The organism is Hymenobacter translucens (genome assembly GCF_020685205.1).
Taxonomy (GTDB): Bacteria; Bacteroidota; Bacteroidia; order Cytophagales; family Hymenobacteraceae; genus Hymenobacter; species Hymenobacter translucens.
The window spans coordinates 16,846-40,974 of record NZ_JAJERB010000011.1 but is presented as its reverse complement, the minus strand read 5'-3'; the positions used below and the strand labels follow the sequence as shown (position 1 = coordinate 40,974).

Genomic DNA, 24,129 nt, shown 5'->3' with positions numbered 1-24,129 from the left:
GGTTTTTTGTTGGCTCAGGAAATAGCTACTCTTTCAGCAGCTGGTCGATGGTCTGGTTGAACTCGGCAATTTCCTGCTCATAGTACTTGCCGGTGCCGGGGCCCGAGAAGCCGGTGTGAATTTTCCGCACCTCGCCCTTTTTGTCGAGGAAGATGGTGGTGGGGAAAGCCAGTACCTGGGCCAGCTGGGGCAGGCTCTTGCTGGCCGAATCCTTGTCGGCCATGCCGGCCACGGCCAAGTCGTAGCCCACGTTCATGCGCTGCTTCATCTTCAGCAGCTTCTGGGAGGCCAGCGCCTGGTCGGGCGTCCGCTCAAAGCCCAGGCCGATGATTTCGACCCCGCGGCCTTTGTTCTTCTCGTACCAGGGCGCCAGGAAGTTGGTTTCGTCCATGCAGTTGGGGCACCACGAGCCCAGAATCTGCACCACCACTACTTTGCCCTTGTACTTGGGGTCGGTGGGGGAGATGCTGCCGCCTTCGTAGATGCTCGGAAACTTAAAGTCGAGGCGCCTCTGCCCGGGCTTCATGCCGGTGAGCGTGTTGGCGTTGGGCAGCTTGGCGTTAGGGTCCTTCACAGCCGTCCAGGTTTCGTGGCCGGACTTGCCGGAGTAAAAGTCGCCCTTGATGTGGGTCGCAGGCTTTTTCAGATAGTTGTCACCAGTGCCAGCCGTGTCGGTGGTGCCAGTGAACAGGAAGCCGTGGCTGCCGTCGAAGGTGCTCAAGCTCAGCGTACGGCCCGAAGCATAGCCATCCAGGTAGCGGTAGTCGCCGGTAGTCGTCAGAAACGTGCCCGTTACCTTATAGCCATCCTGCTTGAAGACACCCACGGCCGGGTAGGTTTTGCCTTCCTCATCTTTGAAGGTGACGCGCCACGTGCCGTCGAAGGAAGCAAATGTTTCCGGGCTACTCGGCTCATCTACGAGCCCGGTTGCGCCCTTCTCAGCCGTGAACGGCACCCGGTACGGCTCTTTGCCGTCATACTTCACCCAGGCGCCCTTGAGCTTGCCCTCACCGTCGGCCCGCACTACCAGGGCCGCGTCGAACACGCCCAGGCGGATGGTGGTGGAGTCGCCGGCCGAGGTGATTTCGTTGAGCTTCAGCCGCTCCTCCCCGTTGCGCAGGGTGACGGTGGTCTTGCCGTTTTCCTGGGCTACATCGAACAGAAACGGAATTTCCTGGCCCTGGGCCGATAACGCGCCCCGCCAGGTGCCGGCCGTGAGTTGGGGGGCGCCGCCGGCGGCTTCGGTAGCCGAAGACGACGAATTGGACTGGCAGGCCGCGGCGCCGAGCAGCAGGCTCAGGCCAGTGGTAGATTTTATGAAAAAGGAACGGGCGTTCATGGTCAGAAAGGGAAGAGTAATTCGCGGCTAAACTATCCACGGCAGTTGATAGTTTAAAAATGCAGAATGGCGGGAAGCCGGATGCCGGCCTCTGCGAAGTCGGCTGTGGCTACCTCAACGGTGCCAGCCCCGCGGCCCGCGGGCCCGTATGAGGGTCGGAAAGGCGGCAGCAGCGCACCCTATTAAAAGTTTGGGTACCGCAACCGTCGCCGCCTATATTTGCGTACCCGCTCCGGGACCGGAGCTTTTCACTTTTTCCTTTTGACTTATGGCGTTTGACTTAGAAATGATTCAGGCCGTGTACGCCGGAATGGGCGCGCGCATCGAAGCCGCCCGTACTGCCGTTGGCCGTCCGCTCACCCTGACCGAAAAAATTCTGTACTCCCACCTCTACGGCGGTACCGTTACCAAGGCTCACGAGCGGGGCGTTTCCTACGTCGACTTCGCCCCCGACCGGGTGGCCATGCAGGATGCCACCGCCCAGATGGCCCTGCTCCAGTTTATGCAGGCCGGCAAAACCCAGGCTGCCGTGCCCAGCACCGTTCACTGCGACCACCTGATCCAGGCCCGCGTAGGCGCCCAGGAAGACCTGGCCGAAGCCAACACCGCCAACCGCGAAGTGTACGACTTCCTGGCTTCGGTATCGAATAAATATGGCCTGGGCTTCTGGAAGCCCGGCGCCGGCATCATCCACCAGGTGGTGCTCGAAAACTACGCCTTCCCCGGCGGCATGATGATCGGCACCGACTCCCACACCCCCAACGCGGGTGGTCTGGGCATGATTGCCATCGGTGTGGGCGGTGCCGACGCCGTCGACGTAATGGCCGGCATGGCCTGGGAGCTGAAGTTTCCGAAGGTCATCGGCGTAAAGCTCACCGGCAAGCTCAACGGCTGGACGGCTCCCAAGGACGTAATCCTGAAGGTAGCCGGCATCCTGACCGTGAAAGGCGGCACCGGCGCCATCGTGGAATACTTCGGCGACGGCGCCGACAGCCTTTCCGCGACCGGCAAAGCCACCATCTGCAACATGGGCGCGGAAATCGGGGCCACCACCTCGGTGTTCGGCTACGATGAGAAGATGGCTGACTACCTGCGCGGCACCGAGCGGGCCGAAGTAGCCGACCTCGCCAACGGCGTGCGCCAGCACCTGCGCGCCGATGATGAAGTATACGCCAACCCGGCCAACTTCTACGACCAGCTGATCGAAATCGACCTGAACACCCTGGAGCCCTACGTGAACGGTCCGTTCACCCCGGACGCAGCCTGGCCCATCTCCGAGTTTGCCGCCGCCGTGCGCGAGCATGGCTGGCCCGAGAAGCTGGAAGTCGGCCTGATCGGCTCCTGCACCAACTCCAGCTACGAGGACATCACCCGCGCCGCTTCCATTGCCGAACAGGCCGTGAGCAAGGGCCTGACCGTGAATGCCGAGTTTACCGTAACGCCCGGCTCCGAGCTAGTGCGCTACACCGTGGAGCGCGACGGTCTGCTCGACACCTTCGCCCAGATGGGCGGCGTGGTGCTGGCCAACGCCTGTGGTCCGTGCATCGGCCAGTGGGCCCGCCACACCACCGACCCCAAGCGCAAGAACTCCATCATCACGAGCTTCAACCGCAACTTCGCCAAGCGCAACGACGGCAACCCCAACACCCACGCTTTCGTGGCCTCGCCCGAAATCGTGACGGCCTTCGCCATTGCCGGCGACCTGACCTTCAACCCCCTCACCGACACGCTCCAGGGCACCAACGGCCCGGTGAAGTTCGACGAGCCCCGCGGCCTGGAAATGCCGCCCCAGGGCTACGCCGTGGAAGATGCCGGCTACCAGGCTCCTGCCGCCGACAGCTCTCAGGTGCAGGTAATCGTAGACCCGGCCTCCGACCGTCTGCAGCTGCTTGAGCCCTTCAAGCCCTGGGAAGGCACCGACCTGATGGGTCTGCGCCTGCTCATCAAAGCTCAGGGCAAGTGCACTACCGACCACATCAGCATGGCTGGGCCCTGGCTGATGTACCGCGGCCACCTCGACAACATCTCCAACAACATGCTGATCGGGGCCACCAACGCCTTTAATGGTGAGGCCAACTCGGTAAAGGATTTCCTGACCCAGGGCACGCCGTACAACACGGTGCCCCAGGTAGCCCGCAACTACAAGGGCCAGGGCATCGGCTCGGTTGTGGTTGGGGATGAGAACTACGGCGAAGGATCCTCCCGCGAGCACGCCGCCATGGAGCCCCGCCACCTCGGCGTGCGCGCTATCATCGTGAAGTCGTTTGCCCGGATTCACGAAACCAACCTCAAGAAGCAGGGAATGCTGGCGCTGACCTTCGCCAACAAGGCCGACTACGACCTGCTGGAAGAAGGCGACACCATCGACATCATTGGCCTGACCACGTTTGCGCCCGGTGTTGCGCTGCAGGCCCGCCTGCACCACGCCGACGGTGACACGGACCTCATCACGCTCAACCACACCTATAACGAAGGGCAGATTGAGTGGTTTAAGGCCGGATCGGCCCTGAACCTGATCCGTCTGAAGGAAGCTGGTGGCAGCGTGCTGTCGCAGAAGTAAGCCAACCTTCTTTTCAGGTAGTGCCAAACGGCCGCCCCGAAATTCCGGGGCGGCCGTTTCAGTTTCAGGTGGTCGCGGGTAGGAAACGGGAGTGTGGATGCGCAGGATAGGATCCTGCTTACTTTGCCGCACATCAAGCCGAATATATGCCCACCGTCTTTACGCACGCCGTGGTTGCCCTGGGTGCCGCCCGGGTTCTACATGCTCGCCCCCAGCCGCGCCGGCTCTGGTTGCTGACGGCCCTGTGCGCCATCCTGCCCGATTTCGACGCCGTTACCTTTAAGCTGGGTATTCCCTACGCGAGCATGTGGGGCCACCGCGGCTTCACCCACTCGGTAGCGTTTGCGCTGCTGACCGGGCTGGTAGTGGCGGGTATCGGCTGGCGCCAGGCTCCGCGCAGCCAGTGGTGGCAGCGGGCCGGCTGGTTGGCTTTGGCTACCCTTTCCCATCCCCTGCTGGATATGCTCACGAACGGCGGGCTGGGCGTCGCGCTATGGGCGCCCCTGAGTGCCGAGCGGTACTTTTTTCCGGTTCATCCGGTTCGGGTGTCGCCCATCGGAGGCGGGTTCTTCTCTGCCCGCGGGGTAGCCACGATGCTTAGCGAGTTCACGTGGCTCTGGCTACCTACTGCACTTGCCGTGGTGGTAGCACGCTTAGCAAAAAAGCGCAAGCCTGGTTAGTAGAGCACTAGCCATAAAAGAAAGCTGGCTGCTCCCGTCAGGGAGCAGCCAGATAAGAGGTGGCGGAAAGAGCCGGGCGCCTAGTTAAGCCATACGTTGGCCACCGGCTCGAAGCGCTGCACGGCAAAGGCACCGTAGGGCGCCTCGACGTAGAAGCCCAGCACGTGCACCTGAGGCTGGCCGGTGCGGGCATTGGGAAGTACTTTCACCGGGTACACCCGTCCGGCTTCGGGCCACTCACCAATGTAGTTCGCCGGCCGGCGGCTGGCGTCGATGCAGCGGGCAAACTGCTGAACAGGAAGCGGAGTTGGGAGCTTTACTTTCGACATATGCAAAGATAACGATTTTTGATAAAAACTAAAATTATTAGTTATTTATTTTGTTGGCTGTTTTCCTGAGGCAGCTAATATTTTTTCTTTTTCCCGGGAACTTTTTTCAGGAAAAACAATCGGATCGGCACCTGGTCTAAAGCCTTTCCTAACGAAAACAGTCCCAAGGCAAAACAATTTGCTAACAAATTTAGTAAATAGCGGCCCGGCTGGTCTAATCCTGCCGGAAAATCCTGATGTGTGCACTGGTGATGTTGACTTTGCCTGCCGAGCTATTGGCGCTGAAGCTGCCCTTTTATACTTGCCTGATTCCAGCGGGCTTTCCCTCACCGGCCGAAGATTACGAGGAACAGCCCTTAGACCTGAACCGCTATCTGTTTACCCACCCGGCTTCTACCTTTCTGGCCCGGATTACCGGCGACTCCATGACCGGTGCCGGCATTCACCCCGGTGACATAATCACGGTGGACCGGGCCATTGCGCCGGCCGACGGCCATATTGTCGTGGCGGTAGTGGACGGGGAGCATACCGTGAAGCGCCTGCGGCGCCGGCACGGGCGGGTCTGGCTGGAAGCCGAAAACGACCGTTACCCGGCCCTGGAATTGCTGGCTGATTCCCGGCTCGACATCTGGGGCGTCGTCACGCACGTCATTCATTCCTTTGTCAGCCGAAAGGCTGCTGGGAGTACTGGCCGCAACTAGCCCCCGCCGCCTCATGTACGCTCTTGTCGACTGCAACAACTTCTACGTGTCCTGCGAGCGGGTTTTCCAGCCCGCGCTGGCTGGCCGGCCCGTAGTGGTGCTCAGCAACAACGACGGCTGCCTGATTGCCCGCTCCGACGAAGCAAAGGCGCTGGGCCTGAAAATGGGGGAGCCTTTCCATCTGGTGCGCGCCACGCTGGAGCGGCACCGGGTGGCCGTGTTTTCATCCAACTACGCGCTCTACGGCGACATGAGCCGGCGGGTCATGGAGGTTCTAAGCAGCTTCTCACCCGAGGCCGAGCCGTATTCCATCGACGAGTCTTTTCTGAAGCTGACCGGTTTGGAGCTGCTTTACCCAAACCTGGAAAGCTGTGCGCACGCAATCCGGGAAGCCGTCCGGCAGCAGGTGGGGGTGCCCGTGTGCGTGGGCGTGGCGCCCACCAAAACCCTCGCCAAGCTGGCCAACCGGCTGGCCCGCAAGTGTGGGCAGGGGGTGATGGTACTAGCAACGCCGGAAAAACAAGCCGCAGCCCGGCAAGACACAGCCGTTGGCACAGTCTGGGGGGTGGGGCGAAAGTATTCCCAGAAATTACTGGCAATGGGCGTCGTGACGGCTGCCGATCTGGCAAACTTACCGGAAGGATGGGCCCGGCGCCATCTGGGCGGGGTAGTGGGACAGCGGCTCTGGCGGGAGCTGAACGGGCAGCCCTGCCTGGCCGAGCAGTTTGGTGAGCAGGCTGCGCCCCCGAAGCAAGGCACGTCGCGGCACAGCGTAACCTGCACCCGCTCTTTCGGCCGGCCGCAGCAGGAGTGGGCGGTGGTGCGCGAAGCCATTGCCACCTTTATGGCCCGGGGAGCCGAGAAGCTTCGTCGCTATAACCTGGAGGCGCACGTGGTAACCGTGCTGCTGGGTACCGACCGATACGCCAATCCCGGCCTGGCTACCCGCACCGGGGTCGTGACGCTGGCGCTGGCCACGGCCGACACTGGCGAGCTGAGCCGCGCCGCACTGACGGCTCTGCGCCGGGTGTTCCGCCCCGGTGTTGCCTATTACCGGGCCGGAATCCTGCTCAGCGGCCTGGAGCCGGCCGGGCAGGCACAGTTTGGGTTGTTTGAGGCCACGCCTGAGCAGCGGGAGCGGAGTCACCGGCTCATGACAGCCCTGGATGCGCTGAATACCCGACTGGGGCGACAAACGGTGCGGCTGGCCGCCGCGGCGGGTCCGGCACCCGCCTGGCGCGGGCGCTGCGCCTTTCCGTCCGCGGCCTACACCACCGAGTGGGAGCAGCTGTGGACTATCTGCTGATCCAACCCCTCAGCAGCCAAGCCGGCTCTAAAGCCGGTGCGCAGGCTGATGCGGCCGGGTAGAGCGCGGCTTCAGCACGCTGAGGGCCAGGAAATCAGGGTTGAACCACAATCCGGCGGGTCAGGGTAGCACCGGAGCTGCGCACCTGCACTACGTATACACCTGCCGCCAGGCCCTGCAGATTGAGCAGGGTTGTAGCGCTGCTGACTGCCGACTGTCGCACCGTCTGGCCCAGGGTATTGACGAGCCACAGTTCCCGGGCCGCGAAACTCACCGGTACTTCCACCCGCAGCTGGCCGCGCGCCGGGTTCGGATACACCTGCCACATGGTCTCGGCTACTGCCGGCCGGCTGGCCAGCACGGCATTATAGCGGGTCTGGGCGGCCGTGGCGGCGGCCTGCAGGGCCGGCAGGGAGTTGGCCCCCAGCACCGCAAACGCCACAACGGTGGAGTCGCCGGGAGCCAAACGACCTATAGCTGCGCCTACGACCTGCGAAACATCGACGCCCGCCGATGCGCCCGCCGTGCGCTGCTGGGTGCCGCTGCTTAGCGTAATGAACTTCTCGGCGTTGCTGAACCCGTCGCGCAGCCGCACCGGAGCCCCGGTAGGAGCGTTGTTATCCATGGAATAGCAGACCGGGGCTCCACCCTTCAGCAGCTTTACGGCGGCGTAGGTAGTAGCATTCACCCGATCGTACACGTAGCCCATGTTCCGCACCGAGTCCCAGGCGGCCGCATTGCGGCTGGCCTCCGGCACCACGTCCCAGTCCATGTACAGGCCGGCATAGAGGGGGCGGAGCGTGTCGGGCGTACTATTCTTTAGCTGGTACTCCACAATCACGTAGTCGCGGTGGGGAGCGGTGGCCCAGGCGTACGCCCGCTGCCGGATCCGCACGCCCACCGAGCGGTTGCGGGTCAGAGCCGGCAGCGAATCCTGAAAGGCGCCGGCGGCTTCCTGGTCGGCCCGGAGCGGGCTGCGGAAAGCAATCTGGCTCTGGGAGTAGAAGTCGCGGTCGAAGGAGTTGCGATCGTTGCGTACCCGGTCGGCAACGCGCGTTGGGGAGGTGGCTACCATCAGCCCGCCTTCGTAGAGCAAGGGCGCGCTTCCCTTGTACGTTACGCTTTCGCCGAGGTCGGAGCCGAGGGCATCGTAGCCCAGGTTTCCGCGGCTGGTTACCGTCAGGCTAAGGTCCCCGGCGTTCATTACCACGTAATCCGGGTTCAGGATAATGGTTACGAACTGGTCGCTCTGGTAGCCGTTGGCGGCGGTGAAGCGGTAGCGCAGCACCGCGCGGGTGTTAAGCGGGGCATTGGCCGCCACCGCCAGCCGGAACGGAGCCGTCGTGTTGGCGGCCCGGCCCAGCGTAGCCAGCGACCCCACGTTGAACGTGCCCTGGCGCACGGTGAGGTGGGGCGAAAGCGAAGTGGCCGTCACGGTTAGGTTGGTGACCGGCTGCAGCAGGTTCTGCACGTCCACGGTAATCCGCAGCGTGTCGCCAGGGGCGTAGGCCTTTTTTGCGGGCGCAAACGTGCTGCTCACCACCCGCGCTTCCCGCCGGTCGGTCAGCGAAACCGCCCGGAACACGTTCAGGCGGCCCGTTCCGATCTTGTCGCGAAACGTGGCATTCGAACCCCGGCCGTAGATGTCGTCGGCGGTTTGCCGGAGCTGGGCCGCCACCTGGGCCGAGTTGAACTGTGGAAACCGAACCCGGACCAAAGCCGCTGCCCCGGCCACCAGGGGCGCCGAAAACGAGGTGCCTCCCACGGGCTCGTAGCTGGTGTCGAAGTTGCCCACGGTGGTCATCACCAGCTCGCCGGGTGCCGAGAGCGACACGCGGTAGCTGTACGTGGAATAGCCCGACTTCAGGTCGGTGGGAGCGGAGGACGTGACCGAAAGCACGTGGTCGTAGCTGGCCGGGTAGAAGTCGAGCTCGGCGTTGGTGTTGCCGGCCGCGGCCACCACAACGGCGTTTCGGTTGATGGCGGCGTAGGTAATGGCGTCCTGCTCAAACTCCGAGCGGCCACCCGGACCGCCCCAGGAGGCATTGATAACCTGGCAGCCGTGGTCGGCGGCGTACACGATGGCTTCGTAGCCGGCAAAGCTGCCGGTCGGCGTGTTGGGATAGATTTTCAGGGGCAGGTACCGGCACTTAAAGCCGACCCCGGCTATGCCCCGGCCGTTGTCGGTTTCGGCGGCGGCGGCTCCGGCCACCAGGGACCCGTGGAGCGGCTGAAAGATAAGCGTATTCAGGGTGGGGTCGTTGTCGCGGTCGGCCAGGTCCCAGCCGCGGAAGTTGTCCACGTATCCGTCGTTGTCGTTGTCGATGCCGTCGATGGGGTCGGCGTAGTTGCGCTTCACCTGGTTGCGAAGGTCTTCGTGGGTGAAGCTGGTGCCGGTATCGGTTACGCCGATTACCATGGCCGTGTCGCCCTTGGTAACGTCCCAGGCCTGGTAGGCGCGGATGGTTTTCAGGTGGTACTGCCCGTTCGGAATCGAGAGGGTGGAGTCGGCCAGGGGGTCGTTGGGCAGGTAGAGCGGAGCCCGCACGTACATTGGCTCCGCGTAAAGCAGCGTGCCGGTTTTGAGCAGGGCCGCCCGGGCCGCCGCCAGGGAAACCTGGGGGCCGAACCACACCTGATAGATCGTGCGCAGCTCCACCGAGCCCGGCTGCTCCCGGCTGGGCGGCACGGCCCGCGGAAACTTCTGCTGGGTGCGCACAGCGCCGAGGCGCCGAAGCTCAGCATCGAGGGCAGCGACGCCGGTGCGGTCCGGGGCTGCCGACAGCAGCTCGGGCCGGAGCTTGAGCACCAGGGTGCCGGGCTGCACGGGCGAAACCGCCGGCTTACCCGGCAAGTCCTGCGCAGTGGCCGGCAGCAGGGCGCCGGAAACGCCGAGCAGGGTCAGGACAACAAGCAGAGAAGGTAGCAGGTGTTTCATACGCGCAAAGTCAGGGCGGAAAGTCAGCGAAACGACGGCAGGAACCGTCGCCATCCCGGGCCGTAAAGCGGCCTGGGCTACTCGGGGTTCTTTACGTAAATTTAAGCGCCCCGTGCTGCTTTATCTTTTCACAGACGAGGTTTCTGCTGAATTAATTCATCTCCGCCCCGCATCCCCTCCTGCTTCTTTCTCAATCCCTTATGACCGAAACCACCCGTAAGCACCAGGCTACCCTCGACACGGCGGTAAAAGCCCTGCACGGCCGCACGTTTTTCGCAGCCTTTCCCGAAAATCCTTCCCCCGAAATTTATGGTCCGGATGCCGACCGGCTGGGCCGGGAGAAGTTTGAGGCCCTGCGCAACCAGAACTTCACTGAGCTGCTGCAGGAGGCGCCCGAGCAGTGGGTAGGCCAGGAGGAGTCGCCCTACGAGCAGGTCAGCCTGGGCGTGAAGTACCCGTTTTTTGCCCCCGGCACGCTGGTGGAGCGGGCCCAGGGCGCGTTCGACGAATGGCGCCGACTCAAGCCCGCCGCCCGGGCCGCGCTGCTCACCGATGCCCTCGACGGCATGAAGGAGCGGTTTTTTGAAATTGCCTACGCCACCATGCACACCACCGGGCAGGCCTACCTGATGTCGTTCCAGGCCAGCGGCCCCCACGCCGCCGACCGGGCCCTGGAGGCCATTGCCGCCGGCTACGAGGAGCAGACCCGCTTCCCGGAAGAAACGCGCTGGGAAAAACCCATGGGCAAGTACAGCATCACCCTGCAGAAAACCTGGCGGGCCGTGCCCAAGGGCGTGGCGTTGGTTATCGGCTGTTCCACGTTCCCTACCTGGAACTCCGTGCCGGGCATGTTTGCCTCGCTCGTTACCGGCAACCCCGTCATTGTAAAGCCCCACCCCAAGGCCGTGCTGCCCATTGCCCTTGTCGTGGCCGAGGTGCAGAAGGTGCTGGCCGAGCACGGCCTGGACCCGAACATCTGCCAGCTGGCCGTGGATGCCGACGACCGGCTCATCACCAAGGACCTGTGCGAGAACCCTGCCGTCAAGCTGATCGACTACACCGGCGGCTCGCAGTTTGGCGAGTACGTGGAAGGGCTGAAAGGCAAAACCGTGTTTACCGAGAAAACCGGGGTCAACTCCATCATCCTGGATTCCTGCGACGACCTCGACAAGGTGGCTCAGAATCTGGCTTTCTCAGTGAGCCTGTACTCGGGGCAGATGTGTACCGCGCCCCAGAACTTCTTTATTCCGGCCGGCGGCGTGCGGGTCGGCGACGAGCTGGTGCCGTATGAGGACGTGGTGCAGAAGCTGGCCGCGGCCGTGACCGGACTAACTACCAACCCCAAGGTGGCGCCCCACGTGTGCGGGGCCATTCAGAGCCCGGCCACCCAGGAGCGGGTTGAAAAGCTGGTTCTCGACGGGGGCCGCAGCGTGCTGGCTCCCGGCAAGGTCGACCATCCCGTGTTCCAGAATGCCCGCACCTGCTCGGCCAGCATTCACGAGGTCGATGCTTCCCGCATCGAGCAGTTCAGCCAGGAGCTGTTCGGGCCTATCATGCTGATCATCAAAACCGAGAATACGCAGGAAAGCATCCGACTGGCGGCCCAGCTGGCCCGGGAATACGGCGCTATCAGCTGCGGCGCCTACACCACCGACCAGCAGGTGAAAGAGCAGATCATGGACGAGATGAGCCTGGCCGGCACCCCCGTTTCGTTTAACCTGACCGGCAGTATCTACGTGAACCAGAACGCGGGCTTCTCCGACTTTCACGTCACGGGCGGCAACCCGGCCGGCAATGCCTCCTTTACCAATCCCGAGTTTGTAATTAAGCGCTTCACCTGGGTTGGCTTCCGCGAGCCGGTTGCCTAAATGCTGCAGGGCAGCACCCATAAAAAAGCCCCGACCTGCTACAGGTCGGGGCTTTTTTATGGGTGCAAGTAATACCGGCCCACTACTTGGGCTTGTTGCTGAACTTGTAGTTTTTGGGCGCCTTTACCGACTTGGCCTTGTAGGGGTCGTTGGCTTTGAGGTCGATGCCGAAGCCCGGGCTGCGGGTTTTCCGGAACTTGGATTTGTCGTTGGGCCGCCGGGTTGCTTCGCTGGCGGTTGAGCGGTAGTTGCGCGGATTCTTGCTAGCCGAATCCTGGGTGGAGCAGGCGGAGCCGGCAATAAGCAGGCTGCCGCAGAGAAGAGAGAGTAGCGTTTTCATGGGGCAGAATCAGGGGAGAAGATATCCAATCCAAAGTGACCTGATATCATACGGTTGATACCGGTTTATACTGTTTCCAGTCTGGAAAGGATTTATTGGGCGCACAATCTATGCCACTTTCCCGTGACTCCCCTATAGCAGCGCAGCGCAAGGGGGCATTTCTACCCGGTCCGCGGCCCGCTATAAGCTCATCAATTCCCGAAACAGCACCGACTGCTTGCGCGAAACCTCTACCTCGGGTCCGTCGCGCAGCATAATTTTGAGCGTGTTGCTAAACCAGGGCTCGATACCGGCAATCCACTTCAGGTTGATGATCTGCTGGCGGTTGGCCCGGAAAAATACTTTCGGGTCGAGGCGCTGCTCCAGGTGCTGCAGCGTGCGCGGAATCAGGGGGCGGTGCTGCTCGAAGTAGATCTGGGTGTAGCTGCCGTTAATCTCGAACAGCTTGATATCAGCCAGGCGCACAAACCAGCACCGCTCCCCGTCTTTGACAAACACCTGGTCCTGCTCGGTAAGCGGGGTGGGGGCGGGGTCCTCGGCCGGAACCGCGGGCTGGGCACCCGCAGCCGGGAACTGAAACTGGGCCAGGGCTTTTTCCAGGGCCGCCGCCAGCCGGGTTTCCTGCACCGGCTTGAGCAGGTAGTCCAGGGCGTTCACCTCGAAGGCACGGAGGGCATACTCGTCGTAGGCCGTGGTGAAGATGACGTGGGGCGCCGCCTCCAGCGAGGCCAGCAGCTCGAAGCCGTTCTGCCCGGGCATGTGGATGTCGAGAAACAGCACGTCGGGCTGCAGCTCCCGGATCTGGGCGCGGGCTTCCTCGGCGTGGCGGGCCTCGCCCACGATGGTGACCTGCGGGTGGGCCCGGAGCAGGTGGCGGAGCTCGGTGCGGGCCAGGCGGGAGTCATCGACCAGCAGAACGTTCATAGGGCTAGGGTAAAAAACAGAAGTGGGTTGAGAAGCGAAACTAGACGGCGGCCCGGAGCAGCGACTCGGGGAGGGGAGCGGCCAGGGGTAGCTCCAGCGTGGCTACCACCGTATCGGGCCCGGTGGGGTCGTTGGCAATGCGGAGCCGGGCCGAGGCGCCGAACAATAGCTGCAGCCGCTCCCGGGCGTTGCGCAGTCCCACCCCCTCGTACCCGGGGCGGGGCTCAAACCGGCCGGTGTTGCGCACGACGACGTGCAGCTGACCAGTGCCGGCATCGGGCTGGGCGGTAAGGGTGATGAAGCCCCCGGCCGGCCGGGGCGAAATGCCGTGCTTGATGGCGTTTTCCACCAGCAGCTGCAGCGTCATGGGCGGGATAAGCACGGGCAGGGCCGCCGGATCCACGTCGAGGGAGTACGTGAGGCGCTCCTCGAGCTGCAGGGCTTCGAGCTGCAGGTAGTGCTCCACGATTTCGAGCTCCCGGCCCAGCGGCACCCGCTCGGCGCTGTTGAGCTGGATGGAGTAGCGCAGCAAATCGGAGAGGTGGGTTATCATGTCGCGGGCCCGGGCGGGGTCTTCCATCACCAATGCCCGGATGTTATTGAGGCCGTTGAACATGAAGTGTGGGTTGATCTGGGCCTTGAGGGTGCGCATCTCCGCTTCCTGCACCGCGGCGGCCAGCTTCCACTTGTCCACGTCGGCCTGCTTGTAGCTGTCGAGGTAGTGCAGGCCAAAGTAAAAGGCGCACCACATCCACATCACGAAATCCGTCTGCAGGGCGTAGCCGATGTACTGCTGCCAGTTGGCGGTGCCGCCCACGGAGGCCGGGGGGCGCAGCACAAAGGTGACCAGCGTGCCGACAATCACCTGGCAGACCACCGATACCAGCGCCGTGCCGAGCAGCACCCGGGGCAGCAGGCGGCCGATGGAAAGCTGCAGCCAGCCGTGGCGGTGAATGTAGTTGCGCAGCAGGTGGCTCAGCAGCAGGAGCGTCGATATCACCAGCAGCTCCACCCCCACAAAGTAGATGTTCAGGCGGCCGTAGATGACGAAAAAGACGATTCCGACCACCCCGTAGAGCGACCAGCCGGTCAGCTGCAGGGTCCAGTACAGGCGCTTGCGGGCAGAGATGCGCGACATGGGCAGTAAGGGTATAGGGTGCCGGGGCTAAGCCAGCGCCGGGACGGCCTGGGCGTACAGGTCCCGGCTTTTGCGGTAGCCGAAGCGCAGAAACACGCCCAGCAGCAGCAGCACGCCGGCAGTGAAAGCCGGAACCAGATAAGGAGCCGTACCCGCGTAGCGCAGTCCCAGAAACAAGGCGCCCAGCGGCAGCACCCCGGCCGCCACGGCGTAGGCCCGGGCACTGTAGAACCAGGCGTAGGGAAAGAAGTGCGCCCCCGTGATAATGGCGTAGGTCATGATAAAGTACTGCGGCTGCGTCGAGTAAATAAAGATCAGGAAGGGGAAATAAAACATCTGCGCGAAGTTCAGCCACAAACCCAGGGGCTGCAGCGGGTTGCTCTTGATGGTCCAGGTTGTGCCCAGCAGCTTCGAGAACAGCCAGGCCAGGGGCAGCGTAAGGGCCCCCACGAAGAAGGTGATAAAGCCGTTGCGCGTGGGAGTGCCGGGCAGGGTCCAGATGACGGTGAGGAGCAGCCAGACCAGGGTAGCCGCCAGGATAAAGTCGAGACCGTTCTTTGCTTTGGCCGAAAGCTCGAGCTTCAGGGCCTGGAAGTCCTTTTCGAGGAGCATAAGAGGAGAGAAAGAGCTGGAAAGTAGCCCGCAAGATGGGCTTGTTTTGCGTTTTATGACAGGCCCCGCGTTATTTCTTTGCCACGGCCGCCTGCTTCAGGAAGGCATCGGCCTGGCCCAGGAACCACTGGGTGTCGTCCCACATCAGAAAGTGCTTGCCGGCTTCCGACATCTCGATGCGGTGCTGGGGCAGGGCGGCGTACTGCCGGGCAAAGATGGCGCGGGTGCTTTCCATAGTCGAGCCGTACTGCTTGTAGGCGGCCCAGGCACCCAGCACCAGCACCGGCTGCTGGATGCGCGCCAGGTCCTGGCGCAGGTCGGTGGTCGACATATCGTACATGGCCTGGGCTACCGTGGCAGGGTCGGAGGCCTGACCCCAGCGGGCGGCCAGGCTGATGCGGGCCGTGTCGGTAATCAGGCTGGTTACCATCATGCGCTGCTGGGCCATCGGCATCTTGCCCCGGCTCATCTGCTTGCGCATGCCCTCGGCCATGGGCTTTGCCTGCTCCGCGGTCAGGTCCGGGTTCTGAATGGCGGCCATGAAGGGCAGGGAGTCTACAATCACCAGCGGACCCACGGCGTCGGGTTGGGTGGTGCTGAGCCACAGGCCCAGGAACCCGCCGAGGCTGTGACCGACGATTACCGGCTTGTTGAGCTTCTGCGTCTTGATGTAGGCCAGCAGCTGGTCGCGCACGCCCTGCAGCAGGTTGTCGGTAGAGGCCTGGGCTGGCGTACCGCCGAAGCCGGCCAGGGAGATGATGTGGCACTGGTACTGCTTCTGGTAATGGGCCACGGTCTCGTTCCACACCGCGCCGGGGCAGGTCAGGCCGGGAATCAGCAGCATGGGCTTGCCTTTGCCTACTACTTTCACCGTGAAGCCGGGGTGCGCGGCGGGCGAGTCGGCCACCACCGCGGTGGCGAGCGGGGCAGCGAAGGCAGCGGTGGAGCCGGTCAGGAGCAGGGCGGCGGCGAGGGAGCGGAGGGTAGCGGAAAGGTTCATGGGGTAGTGCGTTTTGGGTTGATTGATGGCTCAAACCTAGCGCAGACGGCCCCTGAGCGGAAGCAGATCTTGGCTGAACGGTAATCTACCCCGCCGACCTGCTTTTATTCCGGCTGAATGGTAACGACCCGGCCGCACGAAAAACGCCCCGGCTCGCAGGGAGCCGGGGCGTTCGGAAAAGGAGGACAGGCTGTACAGACCAGAGTAGCTAGATAATCTTCCGCAGGTCGTCGCGGAGGTTGTCGATGCCACGGCGGATTTCATCCCAGGCGCTGGTTTCCCGCTCGGGGGCCGCCATACCGGCGGCCGGGGCGGGACCCAGCTTCTCGGCCAGCTTGGCGCGCTTGGCTTCCAGGGCGGCAATGTGCTCGTGGTAGGTGTGCTCAGAGTTGGCGGCGGTGGCGTGGGCGCGGTTTTCCAGGGTTTTAATCTTGGCAGTCAGCTCATCCAGGGCCTGCCGCAGCTCAGCGTCGCTGAGGTGATTGGGCACGCGCATGTTTTCGGGGCTCGGCGTATAGGACATGTCGGGAAAGGTAAGTGGTGGTCAGCGGGGGCAACTAACTTAAAAATTGCCGAATCTGCACTTCTTTACTGCTTTTGCCCGATAAAAGATGCTTGTCGCCCTAGCTGCCCCAGCGGCGGGGCACGCCCAGCTCCCGGGCCAGGGGCGCGGCCCCCGACTGCCACAGCCGCCCAAGCAGCTCCTGAATGGCCGTGCTCAGCTCCAGATGGTAGTCGGAATGCAGCTTTTCGGTCTGGCGCAGCGCGTCGTGGGTGCGCTTGGCCAGGTGCTGCAGCAGGGGCTGGGTGGGCCCGTGCAGCTTGCTGACGACCTCCGGCTGGTGCTCGAACACGCGGTTGAGCAGGCGCAGCGTCAGCTCCACTTCCCCGAAGGCATCCTCCGTAATCTTGGCGTGGTAGCCGATGCGGGCCTGCAGCTGACGCACGATGACGAGCAGGTCGTTGGGCGTCTGGTGGTAGCCCCGCACCGGGTCGTCGATCTGGGTGCGCAGCAGCTCGCGCCGGGCTTCGAGGGCCTGGTCGCCTTCGAGCAGGCGGTAGCTGAGCTGCTCTACCAGCACCGCATCCTGGGCCACGAGCCGCACCAGCAGCTGGTCTTTCTCTTTCTGAGGCAGTTGGAGCAGGGCTTTGCGCAGGTCGGGGGAAAGGGCGGGCATATGGCGAGGCTACGTACCCGCAAGAAACAACGAAACCGGCGGTTTGAGTCCTTGCAACTCAGTTTTGCTGCTACCTCCACCGGTCTCCAAACGCATAAAGGGTGGTTGACTTGCCCCGCATATCCAGCCACCACTTGGTATATCCGGTGTGCCCTATACAATTCACCATCTTAATTAAAGAACGGTATCTGGCTATTGGACCTAAACTAATCCGCAGCCCGTCGCCTGCTCCGTGGGTAGCCTTTAGACGCCGGCCCACTGCCTCCGCTTCCTGCTCCTCGAAGTAGTCCAGCCAGATGTTTCCGGTAAACGTGACTGTATGCCAATTCCATTTTTCCAGCTCCTGCAACGAAGGCAGCTTGATCAAGCGAGATAGAGAATTAGGCGAAGAGGTTAGCGGGATAATATGCAGCACATAGCGCGGCTTCAACCGGTCGGCGTGCAGGCTCACCTGCCGGCAGCCCAGCAGCAGCAGAAACGCCAGTGCCAGCAGGCCCGGTGGGAGAAGTAATCGGCGCCGATGTCGACGAGTCGCACAGTGTATTATCATGCAGGTAGGCTAAACGACGACAAGTGAGAATTAGCAGCTTATCAACACTGTTTCTCTACTCTAACCGGTAGGCGCCCATGGCATAAAGGGTGGTTGGCTTATCATTCACCTCCAGCCACCAGTTGTTGAGTTTAACCTGATGCAAGCAGTCAAGCACCCGGATAAGAGAGCTATACTTAGCCGTGGTACTGAACTGGACCCGTAGCCCGGCTCCGCCGGCCGCGAAGGACCTAGCCTTGATGTGGCGGACCATTGCCTGCGTCTCCTGGGCCGAGAAGTAGTCCAGCCAGATGTTACCGGTAAAGGCTACTGTACGCCAGGGTAGGATTTGCAGCTCTTGCCAGGCATGCCCGTCACCTACAGGATCAAGATTTAGCTCAAGCGTATGCCTAAGGTTCAGCCGCTCCGCGTGCAGGCTCACCTGCCGGCAACCAAGCAACAGCAGAAAAGCCAGTGCCAGCAGGCCGGGCGGCAGCAACAGCAGGCGACGGTGACGACGGCGCAGAAGCATGGTAGGTGAGAGATTTACGGCGTAAGCGAATAATAGCACTTGCAACGCCGCCAGAGCGGGGTCTCGTGTGTAAGCTGCTGCGTTTCTTGTGTGTACAACCCAAGCTCACCGTCTGACATGCGAATAGCTGACAGCTACGACGCTCAGGGTACTGCTTGACACAAAAAGGGCTGACACAAAAAAGATTTGTGTCAGCCCTTTTTGTGTCAGGCGAGAAGCTGCATTGGCTAGCCTTTTTTCGCCTTTACCTTTTCTTTGGCTGCCGGACTGCCGCTACCGCCGGTGTAGGCCACGCGGTAAATTACGCCGCCCGAATCGTCGCTCACCAGCAGGGAGCCGTCGGGGTGCTGGGCGATGCCGCAGACCCGGCCGAACTGCTCCTTGTTGTCGTTCACCAGCCAGCCGGTGATGAAGTCCTCGATGCCGGTAGCCCGGCCCTGGGCGTCGTAGCGGACCCGCACGATGCGGTAGCCCGAGGGCTGGGCGCGGTTCCAGGAGCCGTGCATGGTGGCAAAGGCGTCGTTGCGGTACTCAGCCGGGAACTGGGCGCCGGTGTTAAATACCATCCCCAGCGGCGCCGCGTGGGCGGCGTAGAGCTGCACCGGCTTCACGGTTTTAGCCGCGTACTGCTCGGGCGTTTCGCCGGCGGGCTGGGGGTGGGGCGGGATCTTGCCGTCGGCGTACACGTAGGGCCAGCCGTAGTCGGCGCCTTCCCTGAGCTCATTCAGTTCCTCGCGCTGGTCTTCGTCGCCAAGCCAGTCGATGCCGTGGTCGAAGCCCCAGAGCTGTTTGGTGGCGGGGTGCCAGGCGAAGCCGATGGTGTTGCGCAGCCCTTTGGCGTAGATCTTCCGGCCCGAGCCGTCGGTGCTGAGCTGCAGCAGCGTGGCGCTTTCCTTGTTCCGCTCGTCGCAGGCGTTGCAGGTGCTGCCCACCGAGAGGTAGAGCTTGCCGTCGGGCCCGAAGTTGATGGTGCGGTTGGGGTGCTGTCCGGCGTCGGGCAAATCCTTATACAGCGTCTTCAGCTCGCCCAGGGTGCCGTCGGCCTTGATGTCGGCCACGTACAGCTCCCGGATGGCGGCAATGTACAGCTTGCCGTCCTTGAGAGCCAGCCCGTGCAGGTCGGGGCGGCGGGCCACTTCCTTGGCCGGCTCGGCCTGCCCGTCCTTGTTGGCATCGCGCAACAGCATTACCGTGCCCTGGTCGCGGTCCGAGGCGTACACGTCGCCGTTCGGGGCTACCACCAGCATCCGGGGCTTGCCCACCTTCTCGGCGTACTTGGTGACGGTAAAGCCGGCCGGGGCCTTGAGCCGGGCCACGTTGGCTGCCGTGGCGTCGACCTTGCCGGGCTTGAAGACGTTGACGGAGAAGCCCGCCTTGACGGTCTTTTCATAGTCGTTCTGGGCGTAGCCAGTAGTGGTGGCCAGAAGCGCGGTAAGGGTAAGGGTTTTGGGTAGCAGACGCATAGCTGAACAGTTTAGTCAGCTTGGTTCAACTGCTATTGTAGCGTTTGGGTTACGCCGCTCGAGCCCGAGAGGAGCCGGCACTCAGCCTGCCTTGGCCAGCTTCCGCAGCTGCTTTAGCTCCGCCGCCTGGGTGTAGCGCAGCTCCTGGGTGCGGGTACACATGCCCGTTACAAAATACGGCGCTACTTTTTTAACAACGCCGGCCAGATCCTGCGTCATATCCACGGTGTAGGCGTACACCAGCCGCTCGGAGCCTACCGCGTAGCTCACTCCGCAGGATGAGCCGGGGCCATCCGTTACAATCATGACGGTGGGCCCAACTGCAACGCCTTTGAGCTGCCGCTGTACGGCAAACGTGTAGCGACGGAACTGGCGACGGCTTATAAGCAGGGTGTCGCGGCCGGTAGCCGGGGAGGTTAACTGGGTCGTATCCATGCTCGTTACATCCTCAACTGCCGTCACCCGGCCAGTGAAAATCAGACTGGCCTGGGCGTAGGCTTTGGCAATTTGCTGCTTCTGTGGAATGTTCTCTGTCACGCAGGAACAGGCCCGGGCGTCGGGCAGGAGAAAGAGGAGAATGGCGGTCAGAAACAGTGCTTTCATAAAAAAAGGCGCATCGGAAGAGGTGTTTCTCTATCCGATGCGCCGGCAAGGTACTTTCCACAAATTGTCGGCGGCATTGGGGCAGAATCTCCCCAATGGCGACCAGCCGCTTACGGACTAACTAGGTTGAGGCTGACGTTGAAGTACAGCGGGTTGGTGAGCGTGTTTTCGTAGAGTGCCTGTTCCGAGCCCAGCAGGCTTTCCTTTTCGCCGGTCGGGTTCTGGTTGCGGAAGGCGTCGTTACGGTAGTTGTAGCGCAGCCCGGCCTGGGCCGAAACCCACACAAAGCCCGCCAGCCGCTGCTCGTAGGTGAGGCGGGGCTTCAGCTCGCCCCGGCGCAGGTACACGTCCTGGGTGCCAACCTGCCCCAGGTAGTAGGCGTTGCCTTCCAGCTCGTAGCCGAGCTTCAGCAGGGCCGTGGTGCCGAAATTGCGGCGCACCTCGGCGCGGGCCGGAAACAGCACTTCAACGCCCCACTGGGGCGTAAAGGTGCGGTTGTAGAGCACCACCGGAATGTACAGCAGCTGACCGGCCCGGTACGTGCGGCTCAGGCCCAGGCCCCACTGCAGGTTGTCGTTGGGCTTCCAGCCGAAAATGGCCGCGCCGCTGTACGTCATGTGCTTCGACGACAGGTCGCCCGGCTTGCGGTAGTTGCCGTTGGCGTCAGCATTAAGCTGCACCAGCATAAAGTGCTTGATGTCGAAGGGCTTGAACACGGTGGCGTTCAGACCCGTGGTGCGCAGGCCCTTGTGCAGAAGGTGAAAGTAGGGCGACTGTTCGTGATTGGCCACGTCAAGCCCCGTATTCCAGTAGGTCAGGCCCAGGTTCAAAATGACGTTGTTACGCGAAATGACGGGCGCGTTGAATGCCAGACGCAGGCCGCGGGCCGAGTTGACCTTCGTTTCCACGGCGGCCTGCCGAACTGCCGGACTGCCTGCGAACTGGGCGGAAGTAAGCGTGTAGGGCAGCTGGTACTCGTAGCCAAGCGAAATCAGCTTGGTCGGCGTCAGGTACAGCACTTTCTGCGTGGCGTAGTTGGTGCCGCCATCCGACGCATCACCGAACTGGTCGAAGTTTTCGTCTGCCGCCGGGGTAGTAGTGCGGGTCGTGTCGGTGACCTGGGCCAGAGCCGGCGCACCGGCCAGCAGGCACCCGGCCAGCAGTAAGTAGGAGTAGTTCATGCAAGACAAAAGAGGAGTGGGCAGAATAGCGCCGGGCAGCCAGCCAATGCGGCCGCCCGGCAGGATTCAGGGCTGATTACTTTTTGGCAATCTGCCGCTTCCAGACGTCGGTGCGGCCGAAGAGCGACACGCCGATAAAGCCGCGTACTTCCAGGGTGTTGGGGTCGGTGAGGGTCATCTCGCAGCTGTAGTCGCTGCCGTTCTTGGGGTCGTAGATCTTGCCGTTTTCCCACTTGTTTTCGCCGGCGTACGTGAACTCGCGCATGTTCTCCAGGCCCTTGAGCTTAACTTTACGCTTGCTCTCGTCGGGGTTGTTGACGTCGGTGCGGGGCGTGCCGTCGGGGTTGTTAGGCACTTTCAGCCACACCAGCCGGCCGTAGTATTTGTTGTCGCTCTTTTTGTAGATCTGAATCATGCCGGTGCCCTCGCCGTTTTTCCACACGCCGATTACGGCGTCGGGGTTGGGGGCCAGATGGGCGGCCTGAACGGCCAGCACTACCAACAGAAAGTTGAGGAACAGGACGAGCCCGATTTTAGCGAAACGTGGCATGAGGGGGAGAGGGGTTTTTAAAGTGAGGACTAACTTACAGGGTAAATATAGGAAGCACCGTGTTCAAATTGTGCAACTAATAAGCTGCATGCCGAATAAAGTAACCATGTTGGGCCTGTCAGCCAGCATATCGGCACCAAAACCAGCAGAACCGGCCGGGTGAAAGCACCAACCCCGGCCCCGCCTTTGCCGTTGGCAGGAACCTGCTTTGCTTGTGTTCATGTCCCGTTCCTTTCTGCCGGCCCTGCTGCTGGCTTTCCCGGCCGCGTTGCCGGTTTGGGCCCAGGCTCCGGCCTCTCCCGACACTATCCGCGCCATTCGCCTGCCCGAAGCCACCGTGGTCGGCTACGGCCAGTACCTGCCCCTGCGCCGCACGGCCGCGGCCATTGGGGTAGCTGATGCCGGTACGCTCGACCGGTTCGGGCCCACCTCGCTCACGGCGGCGGTGAACACCCTGCCCGGGGTGCGCCTCGAAGAAAGAGCCACGGCCAGCTACCGGCTCAGCGTGCGGGGCAGTACGCTCCGCTCCCCGTTCGGGGTCCGCAACGTGAAAGTCTATTACCAGGACATTCCCTTCACCGAAGCCAGCGGCAGCACCCCGCTCAACCTGCTCGACCCGGCCAACATCGGCCGGATTGAGATAATCAAAGGCCCGGCGGCCAGCACGTACGGGGCCGGCACCGGGGGAGCCGTGCTGCTGAGCGGGCCCCGGCCGGAGGTAGGCGAAAAGCGGGACCAGGTAGGGCTGACGGTCGGCAGCTTCGGACTGCGGCGCTACGTGGCGGCGGCCGGCAGCCGCACCGCTACCGAAGAGCTGAGCGCCCGGTACGTGCGCCAGACCCTGGACGGCTACCGGGAGCAAAGCGCCCTGCGCCGCGACGTGCTGACCGTGGATGGGCTATTTACTCCGGCCGAAAACCGTACCGTGGCCGCCCACCTGCTGTATACCGACCTGAACTACCAGCTGCCCGGGGGGCTTACCCGGGCCCAGTTTGCGCAGAACCCGCGGCAGGCCCGGCCGGGGACGGCTACCGCCCCGGGCACCGTGGCGCAGCGGGCATCGTACCGGTCGCGTACGGCCCTGCTCGGCCTCACCCACGACTACCGCATCAAGCCCCGGCTCACCAACAAAACCACCCTGTATGCCACCGGCACCACAATCCGGACGCCCTTCCTCGTAGACTTCGAGCGCAACACGGTCGTGGGCGGGGGCGGGCGGACGGCCTTCAGCTACCAGGCGGCGCTGGCCGGGCGCGTGCTGCGCCTGACGGCCGGAGCCGAGCTGCAGGCCTCCTTTGAAAGCTCCCGCAACTACCAGAACCGGGCCGGGACGCCCGGCGCGTTACGCTACGACGACGAAATCAGCACGCTCACCGGGTTCGGGTTCGGGCAGGCCGACTGGGAGCTGCCGGCCGGCTGGCTTGTCACGGTAGGAGCCAGCTACAACCGCCTGCGCTACGATATCCGGCGTCTGAGCGACGCGCTGAACACGCCCGCCCAGCTCTACGACCTCAGCCGCGACTTCCGGCCCCAGGTGTCGCCGCGGCTAGCCGTGCTCAAGGAGCTGACGCCGCTCGTTTCGGCTTACGCCAGCGTGGGAACCGGCTTTTCCCCGCCTACCGAAGAGGAAATCCGCCCGTCTAACGGCAGCCTGAATACGGACCTGGAGGCCGAGCGGGGCACCAACTACGAAGCCGGTCTGCGCGGCGCCTTACTCGGTAACCGGATTACGTTTGACGTGGCCGCCTTCGACTTCCGGCTGCGCCAGACCATCGTGTCGCGCTCGAACGACCAGGGCACCCAGCTGTTTTACAACTCCGGCGCCACCCGGCAGCAGGGCGTTGAAGCCGCGGTCAGCGCCTGGCTTTTGCCCGCGGCCGACTCGGTCGGGCCCCTCGGGATGCGGATATGGGCAAGCTATGCCTACAACCGTTTCCGCTTTCAGAGCTATCAGCCCGGCACCGACGATTTCAGCGGCAACCAACTTACCGGCACGGCCCCGCATACGCTCAGTGCCGGCCTCGACCTGTCGTCCCGCCTGGGCTTCTACCTGCATCCTACCCTGAGCCACCAGGCCCGCCTGCCCCTGAACGATGCCAACACCGAGTACGCCCCCGGCTACTGGACCTTTGCCGCCCGGGCCGGCTGGCGCCGGCTGCTTGTCCGGCGGCTGGAAGTGGATGTGCACGCCGGTCTCGACAACGCCACCGACCGGCGCTACAGCCTCGGCAACGACCTGAATGCCTTTGGAGGCCGCTATTTTCAGCCGGCTCCGGGCCGCAGCTTCTACGCCGGCATCCTGCTGGGCTGGCGGTGGGACAAATAGCCGGAACGGTTGGCTGATGGATGGCAGCGCGA

At 63.1% G+C, this 24,129-nt stretch carries 21 protein-coding genes; 6 read left to right on the top strand and 15 right to left on the bottom strand.

The annotated features are described in order from the left end of the window. Window positions 1-25 precede the first annotated feature (25 nt). Window positions 26-1,339, bottom strand: a complete 1,314-nt coding sequence (locus LJY25_RS19465; protein ID WP_227610157.1) for a peroxiredoxin family protein — start codon at window positions 1,337-1,339, stop codon at window positions 26-28. A gap of 268 nt (window positions 1,340-1,607) precedes the next feature. Between LJY25_RS19465 and LJY25_RS19460 the strand changes: the two genes are divergently transcribed. After that, window positions 1,608-3,899, top strand: coding sequence for an aconitate hydratase (locus tag LJY25_RS19460; protein ID WP_227610156.1), 2,292 nt, complete (start codon window positions 1,608-1,610; stop codon window positions 3,897-3,899). A 146-nt stretch (window positions 3,900-4,045) separates the two neighbouring features. Then, on the top strand, window positions 4,046-4,579 hold the full coding sequence (locus LJY25_RS19455; RefSeq protein ID WP_227610155.1) for a metal-dependent hydrolase: 534 nt from the start codon (window positions 4,046-4,048) through the stop codon (window positions 4,577-4,579). An 80-nt stretch (window positions 4,580-4,659) separates the two neighbouring features. On the opposite strand, the gene LJY25_RS19450 is transcribed toward LJY25_RS19455, so the two are convergent. Beyond that, window positions 4,660-4,908: a hypothetical protein gene (locus tag LJY25_RS19450; protein WP_227610154.1), complete on the bottom strand. Its 249-nt coding sequence runs from the start codon at window positions 4,906-4,908 to the stop codon at window positions 4,660-4,662. A gap of 251 nt (window positions 4,909-5,159) precedes the next feature. On the opposite strand from LJY25_RS19450, the gene LJY25_RS19445 reads away from it, so the two are divergent. Continuing rightward, entirely contained in the window at window positions 5,160-5,609 is a 450-nt protein-coding gene (locus tag LJY25_RS19445; RefSeq protein WP_227610153.1) for a LexA family protein, read from the top strand. 13 nt (window positions 5,610-5,622) lie between these two features. Beyond that, window positions 5,623-6,915 (top strand): Y-family DNA polymerase, encoded by a 1,293-nt coding sequence (locus LJY25_RS19440; RefSeq protein ID WP_227610152.1) that lies wholly within the window; start codon window positions 5,623-5,625, stop codon window positions 6,913-6,915. A 94-nt stretch (window positions 6,916-7,009) separates the two neighbouring features. Here the strand turns inward: LJY25_RS19440 and LJY25_RS19435 are convergent, their stop codons facing one another. After that, complete coding sequence (locus tag LJY25_RS19435) at window positions 7,010-9,853, bottom strand: S8 family peptidase (protein ID WP_227610151.1); 2,844 nt, start codon at window positions 9,851-9,853, stop codon at window positions 7,010-7,012. Between the two features lie 200 nt (window positions 9,854-10,053). Here LJY25_RS19435 and paaN point away from each other — a divergent pair, with 200 nt between their 5' ends. Next, a complete protein-coding gene (paaN, locus tag LJY25_RS19430) occupies window positions 10,054-11,721 on the top strand; it encodes a phenylacetic acid degradation protein PaaN (RefSeq protein ID WP_227610150.1) in 1,668 nt (555 codons plus the stop codon). Window positions 11,722-11,803: 82 nt separating this feature from the next. On the opposite strand, the gene LJY25_RS19425 is transcribed toward paaN, so the two are convergent. From LJY25_RS19425 to LJY25_RS19370, 12 genes are all read right to left on the bottom strand, one after another. Then, entirely contained in the window at window positions 11,804-12,061 is a 258-nt protein-coding gene (locus LJY25_RS19425) for a hypothetical protein (RefSeq protein ID WP_227610149.1), read from the bottom strand. A gap of 180 nt (window positions 12,062-12,241) precedes the next feature. After that, the gene (locus LJY25_RS19420; RefSeq protein WP_227610148.1) at window positions 12,242-12,985 is read right to left on the bottom strand and encodes a LytR/AlgR family response regulator transcription factor; all 744 of its coding nucleotides are present in this window, start codon (window positions 12,983-12,985) and stop codon (window positions 12,242-12,244) included. 40 nt (window positions 12,986-13,025) lie between these two features. Further along, window positions 13,026-14,123, bottom strand: a complete 1,098-nt coding sequence (locus LJY25_RS19415; RefSeq protein WP_227610147.1) for a sensor histidine kinase — start codon at window positions 14,121-14,123, stop codon at window positions 13,026-13,028. 27 nt (window positions 14,124-14,150) lie between these two features. Continuing rightward, window positions 14,151-14,735 (bottom strand): DUF7010 family protein, encoded by a 585-nt coding sequence (locus tag LJY25_RS19410; RefSeq protein ID WP_227610146.1) that lies wholly within the window; start codon window positions 14,733-14,735, stop codon window positions 14,151-14,153. Window positions 14,736-14,805: 70 nt separating this feature from the next. Further along, a complete protein-coding gene (locus LJY25_RS19405) occupies window positions 14,806-15,735 on the bottom strand; it encodes an alpha/beta fold hydrolase (protein ID WP_227610145.1) in 930 nt (309 codons plus the stop codon). A 208-nt stretch (window positions 15,736-15,943) separates the two neighbouring features. Next, complete coding sequence (locus LJY25_RS19400) at window positions 15,944-16,258, bottom strand: sll1863 family stress response protein (protein ID WP_227610144.1); 315 nt, start codon at window positions 16,256-16,258, stop codon at window positions 15,944-15,946. 100 nt (window positions 16,259-16,358) lie between these two features. Further along, entirely contained in the window at window positions 16,359-16,913 is a 555-nt protein-coding gene (locus tag LJY25_RS19395; protein ID WP_227610143.1) for a hypothetical protein, read from the bottom strand. Between the two features lie 605 nt (window positions 16,914-17,518). Continuing rightward, complete coding sequence (locus tag LJY25_RS19390) at window positions 17,519-17,974, bottom strand: hypothetical protein (protein ID WP_227610142.1); 456 nt, start codon at window positions 17,972-17,974, stop codon at window positions 17,519-17,521. Between the two features lie 227 nt (window positions 17,975-18,201). Further along, window positions 18,202-19,437, bottom strand: coding sequence for a PQQ-dependent sugar dehydrogenase (locus LJY25_RS19385; protein ID WP_227610141.1), 1,236 nt, complete (start codon window positions 19,435-19,437; stop codon window positions 18,202-18,204). An 81-nt stretch (window positions 19,438-19,518) separates the two neighbouring features. Further along, complete coding sequence (locus LJY25_RS19380) at window positions 19,519-20,040, bottom strand: hypothetical protein (protein WP_227610140.1); 522 nt, start codon at window positions 20,038-20,040, stop codon at window positions 19,519-19,521. Between the two features lie 110 nt (window positions 20,041-20,150). Next, window positions 20,151-21,221, bottom strand: coding sequence for a DUF6268 family outer membrane beta-barrel protein (locus LJY25_RS19375; RefSeq protein WP_227610139.1), 1,071 nt, complete (start codon window positions 21,219-21,221; stop codon window positions 20,151-20,153). 76 nt (window positions 21,222-21,297) lie between these two features. Beyond that, entirely contained in the window at window positions 21,298-21,771 is a 474-nt protein-coding gene (locus LJY25_RS19370) for a DUF2147 domain-containing protein (protein WP_227610138.1), read from the bottom strand. A gap of 220 nt (window positions 21,772-21,991) precedes the next feature. Here LJY25_RS19370 and LJY25_RS19365 point away from each other — a divergent pair, with 220 nt between their 5' ends. Next, window positions 21,992-24,097, top strand: a complete 2,106-nt coding sequence (locus tag LJY25_RS19365) for a TonB-dependent receptor family protein (protein WP_227610137.1) — start codon at window positions 21,992-21,994, stop codon at window positions 24,095-24,097. Window positions 24,098-24,129 lie beyond the last annotated feature (32 nt).

Excerpts from the sequence above, each read along its gene's own strand:
- LJY25_RS19465 (WP_227610157.1), bottom strand. The coding sequence starts at position 1,339 with ATGAACGCCCGTTCCTTTTTCATAAAATCTACCACTGGCCTGAGCCTG.
- LJY25_RS19460 (WP_227610156.1), top strand. The coding sequence starts at position 1,608 with ATGGCGTTTGACTTAGAAATGATTCAGGCCGTGTACGCCGGAATGGGC.
- LJY25_RS19455 (WP_227610155.1), top strand. The coding sequence starts at position 4,046 with ATGCCCACCGTCTTTACGCACGCCGTGGTTGCCCTGGGTGCCGCCCGG.
- LJY25_RS19450 (WP_227610154.1), bottom strand. The coding sequence starts at position 4,908 with ATGTCGAAAGTAAAGCTCCCAACTCCGCTTCCTGTTCAGCAGTTTGCC.
- LJY25_RS19445 (WP_227610153.1), top strand. The coding sequence starts at position 5,160 with ATGTTGACTTTGCCTGCCGAGCTATTGGCGCTGAAGCTGCCCTTTTAT.
- LJY25_RS19440 (WP_227610152.1), top strand. The coding sequence starts at position 5,623 with ATGTACGCTCTTGTCGACTGCAACAACTTCTACGTGTCCTGCGAGCGG.
- LJY25_RS19435 (WP_227610151.1), bottom strand. The coding sequence starts at position 9,853 with ATGAAACACCTGCTACCTTCTCTGCTTGTTGTCCTGACCCTGCTCGGC.
- paaN (WP_227610150.1), top strand. The coding sequence starts at position 10,054 with ATGACCGAAACCACCCGTAAGCACCAGGCTACCCTCGACACGGCGGTA.
- LJY25_RS19425 (WP_227610149.1), bottom strand. The coding sequence starts at position 12,061 with ATGAAAACGCTACTCTCTCTTCTCTGCGGCAGCCTGCTTATTGCCGGC.
- LJY25_RS19420 (WP_227610148.1), bottom strand. The coding sequence starts at position 12,985 with ATGAACGTTCTGCTGGTCGATGACTCCCGCCTGGCCCGCACCGAGCTC.
- LJY25_RS19415 (WP_227610147.1), bottom strand. The coding sequence starts at position 14,123 with ATGTCGCGCATCTCTGCCCGCAAGCGCCTGTACTGGACCCTGCAGCTG.
- LJY25_RS19410 (WP_227610146.1), bottom strand. The coding sequence starts at position 14,735 with ATGCTCCTCGAAAAGGACTTCCAGGCCCTGAAGCTCGAGCTTTCGGCC.
- LJY25_RS19405 (WP_227610145.1), bottom strand. The coding sequence starts at position 15,735 with ATGAACCTTTCCGCTACCCTCCGCTCCCTCGCCGCCGCCCTGCTCCTG.
- LJY25_RS19400 (WP_227610144.1), bottom strand. The coding sequence starts at position 16,258 with ATGTCCTATACGCCGAGCCCCGAAAACATGCGCGTGCCCAATCACCTC.
- LJY25_RS19395 (WP_227610143.1), bottom strand. The coding sequence starts at position 16,913 with ATGCCCGCCCTTTCCCCCGACCTGCGCAAAGCCCTGCTCCAACTGCCT.
- LJY25_RS19390 (WP_227610142.1), bottom strand. The coding sequence starts at position 17,974 with ATGCTTCTGCGCCGTCGTCACCGTCGCCTGCTGTTGCTGCCGCCCGGC.
- LJY25_RS19385 (WP_227610141.1), bottom strand. The coding sequence starts at position 19,437 with ATGCGTCTGCTACCCAAAACCCTTACCCTTACCGCGCTTCTGGCCACC.
- LJY25_RS19380 (WP_227610140.1), bottom strand. The coding sequence starts at position 20,040 with ATGAAAGCACTGTTTCTGACCGCCATTCTCCTCTTTCTCCTGCCCGAC.
- LJY25_RS19375 (WP_227610139.1), bottom strand. The coding sequence starts at position 21,221 with ATGAACTACTCCTACTTACTGCTGGCCGGGTGCCTGCTGGCCGGTGCG.
- LJY25_RS19370 (WP_227610138.1), bottom strand. The coding sequence starts at position 21,771 with ATGCCACGTTTCGCTAAAATCGGGCTCGTCCTGTTCCTCAACTTTCTG.
- LJY25_RS19365 (WP_227610137.1), top strand. The coding sequence starts at position 21,992 with ATGTCCCGTTCCTTTCTGCCGGCCCTGCTGCTGGCTTTCCCGGCCGCG.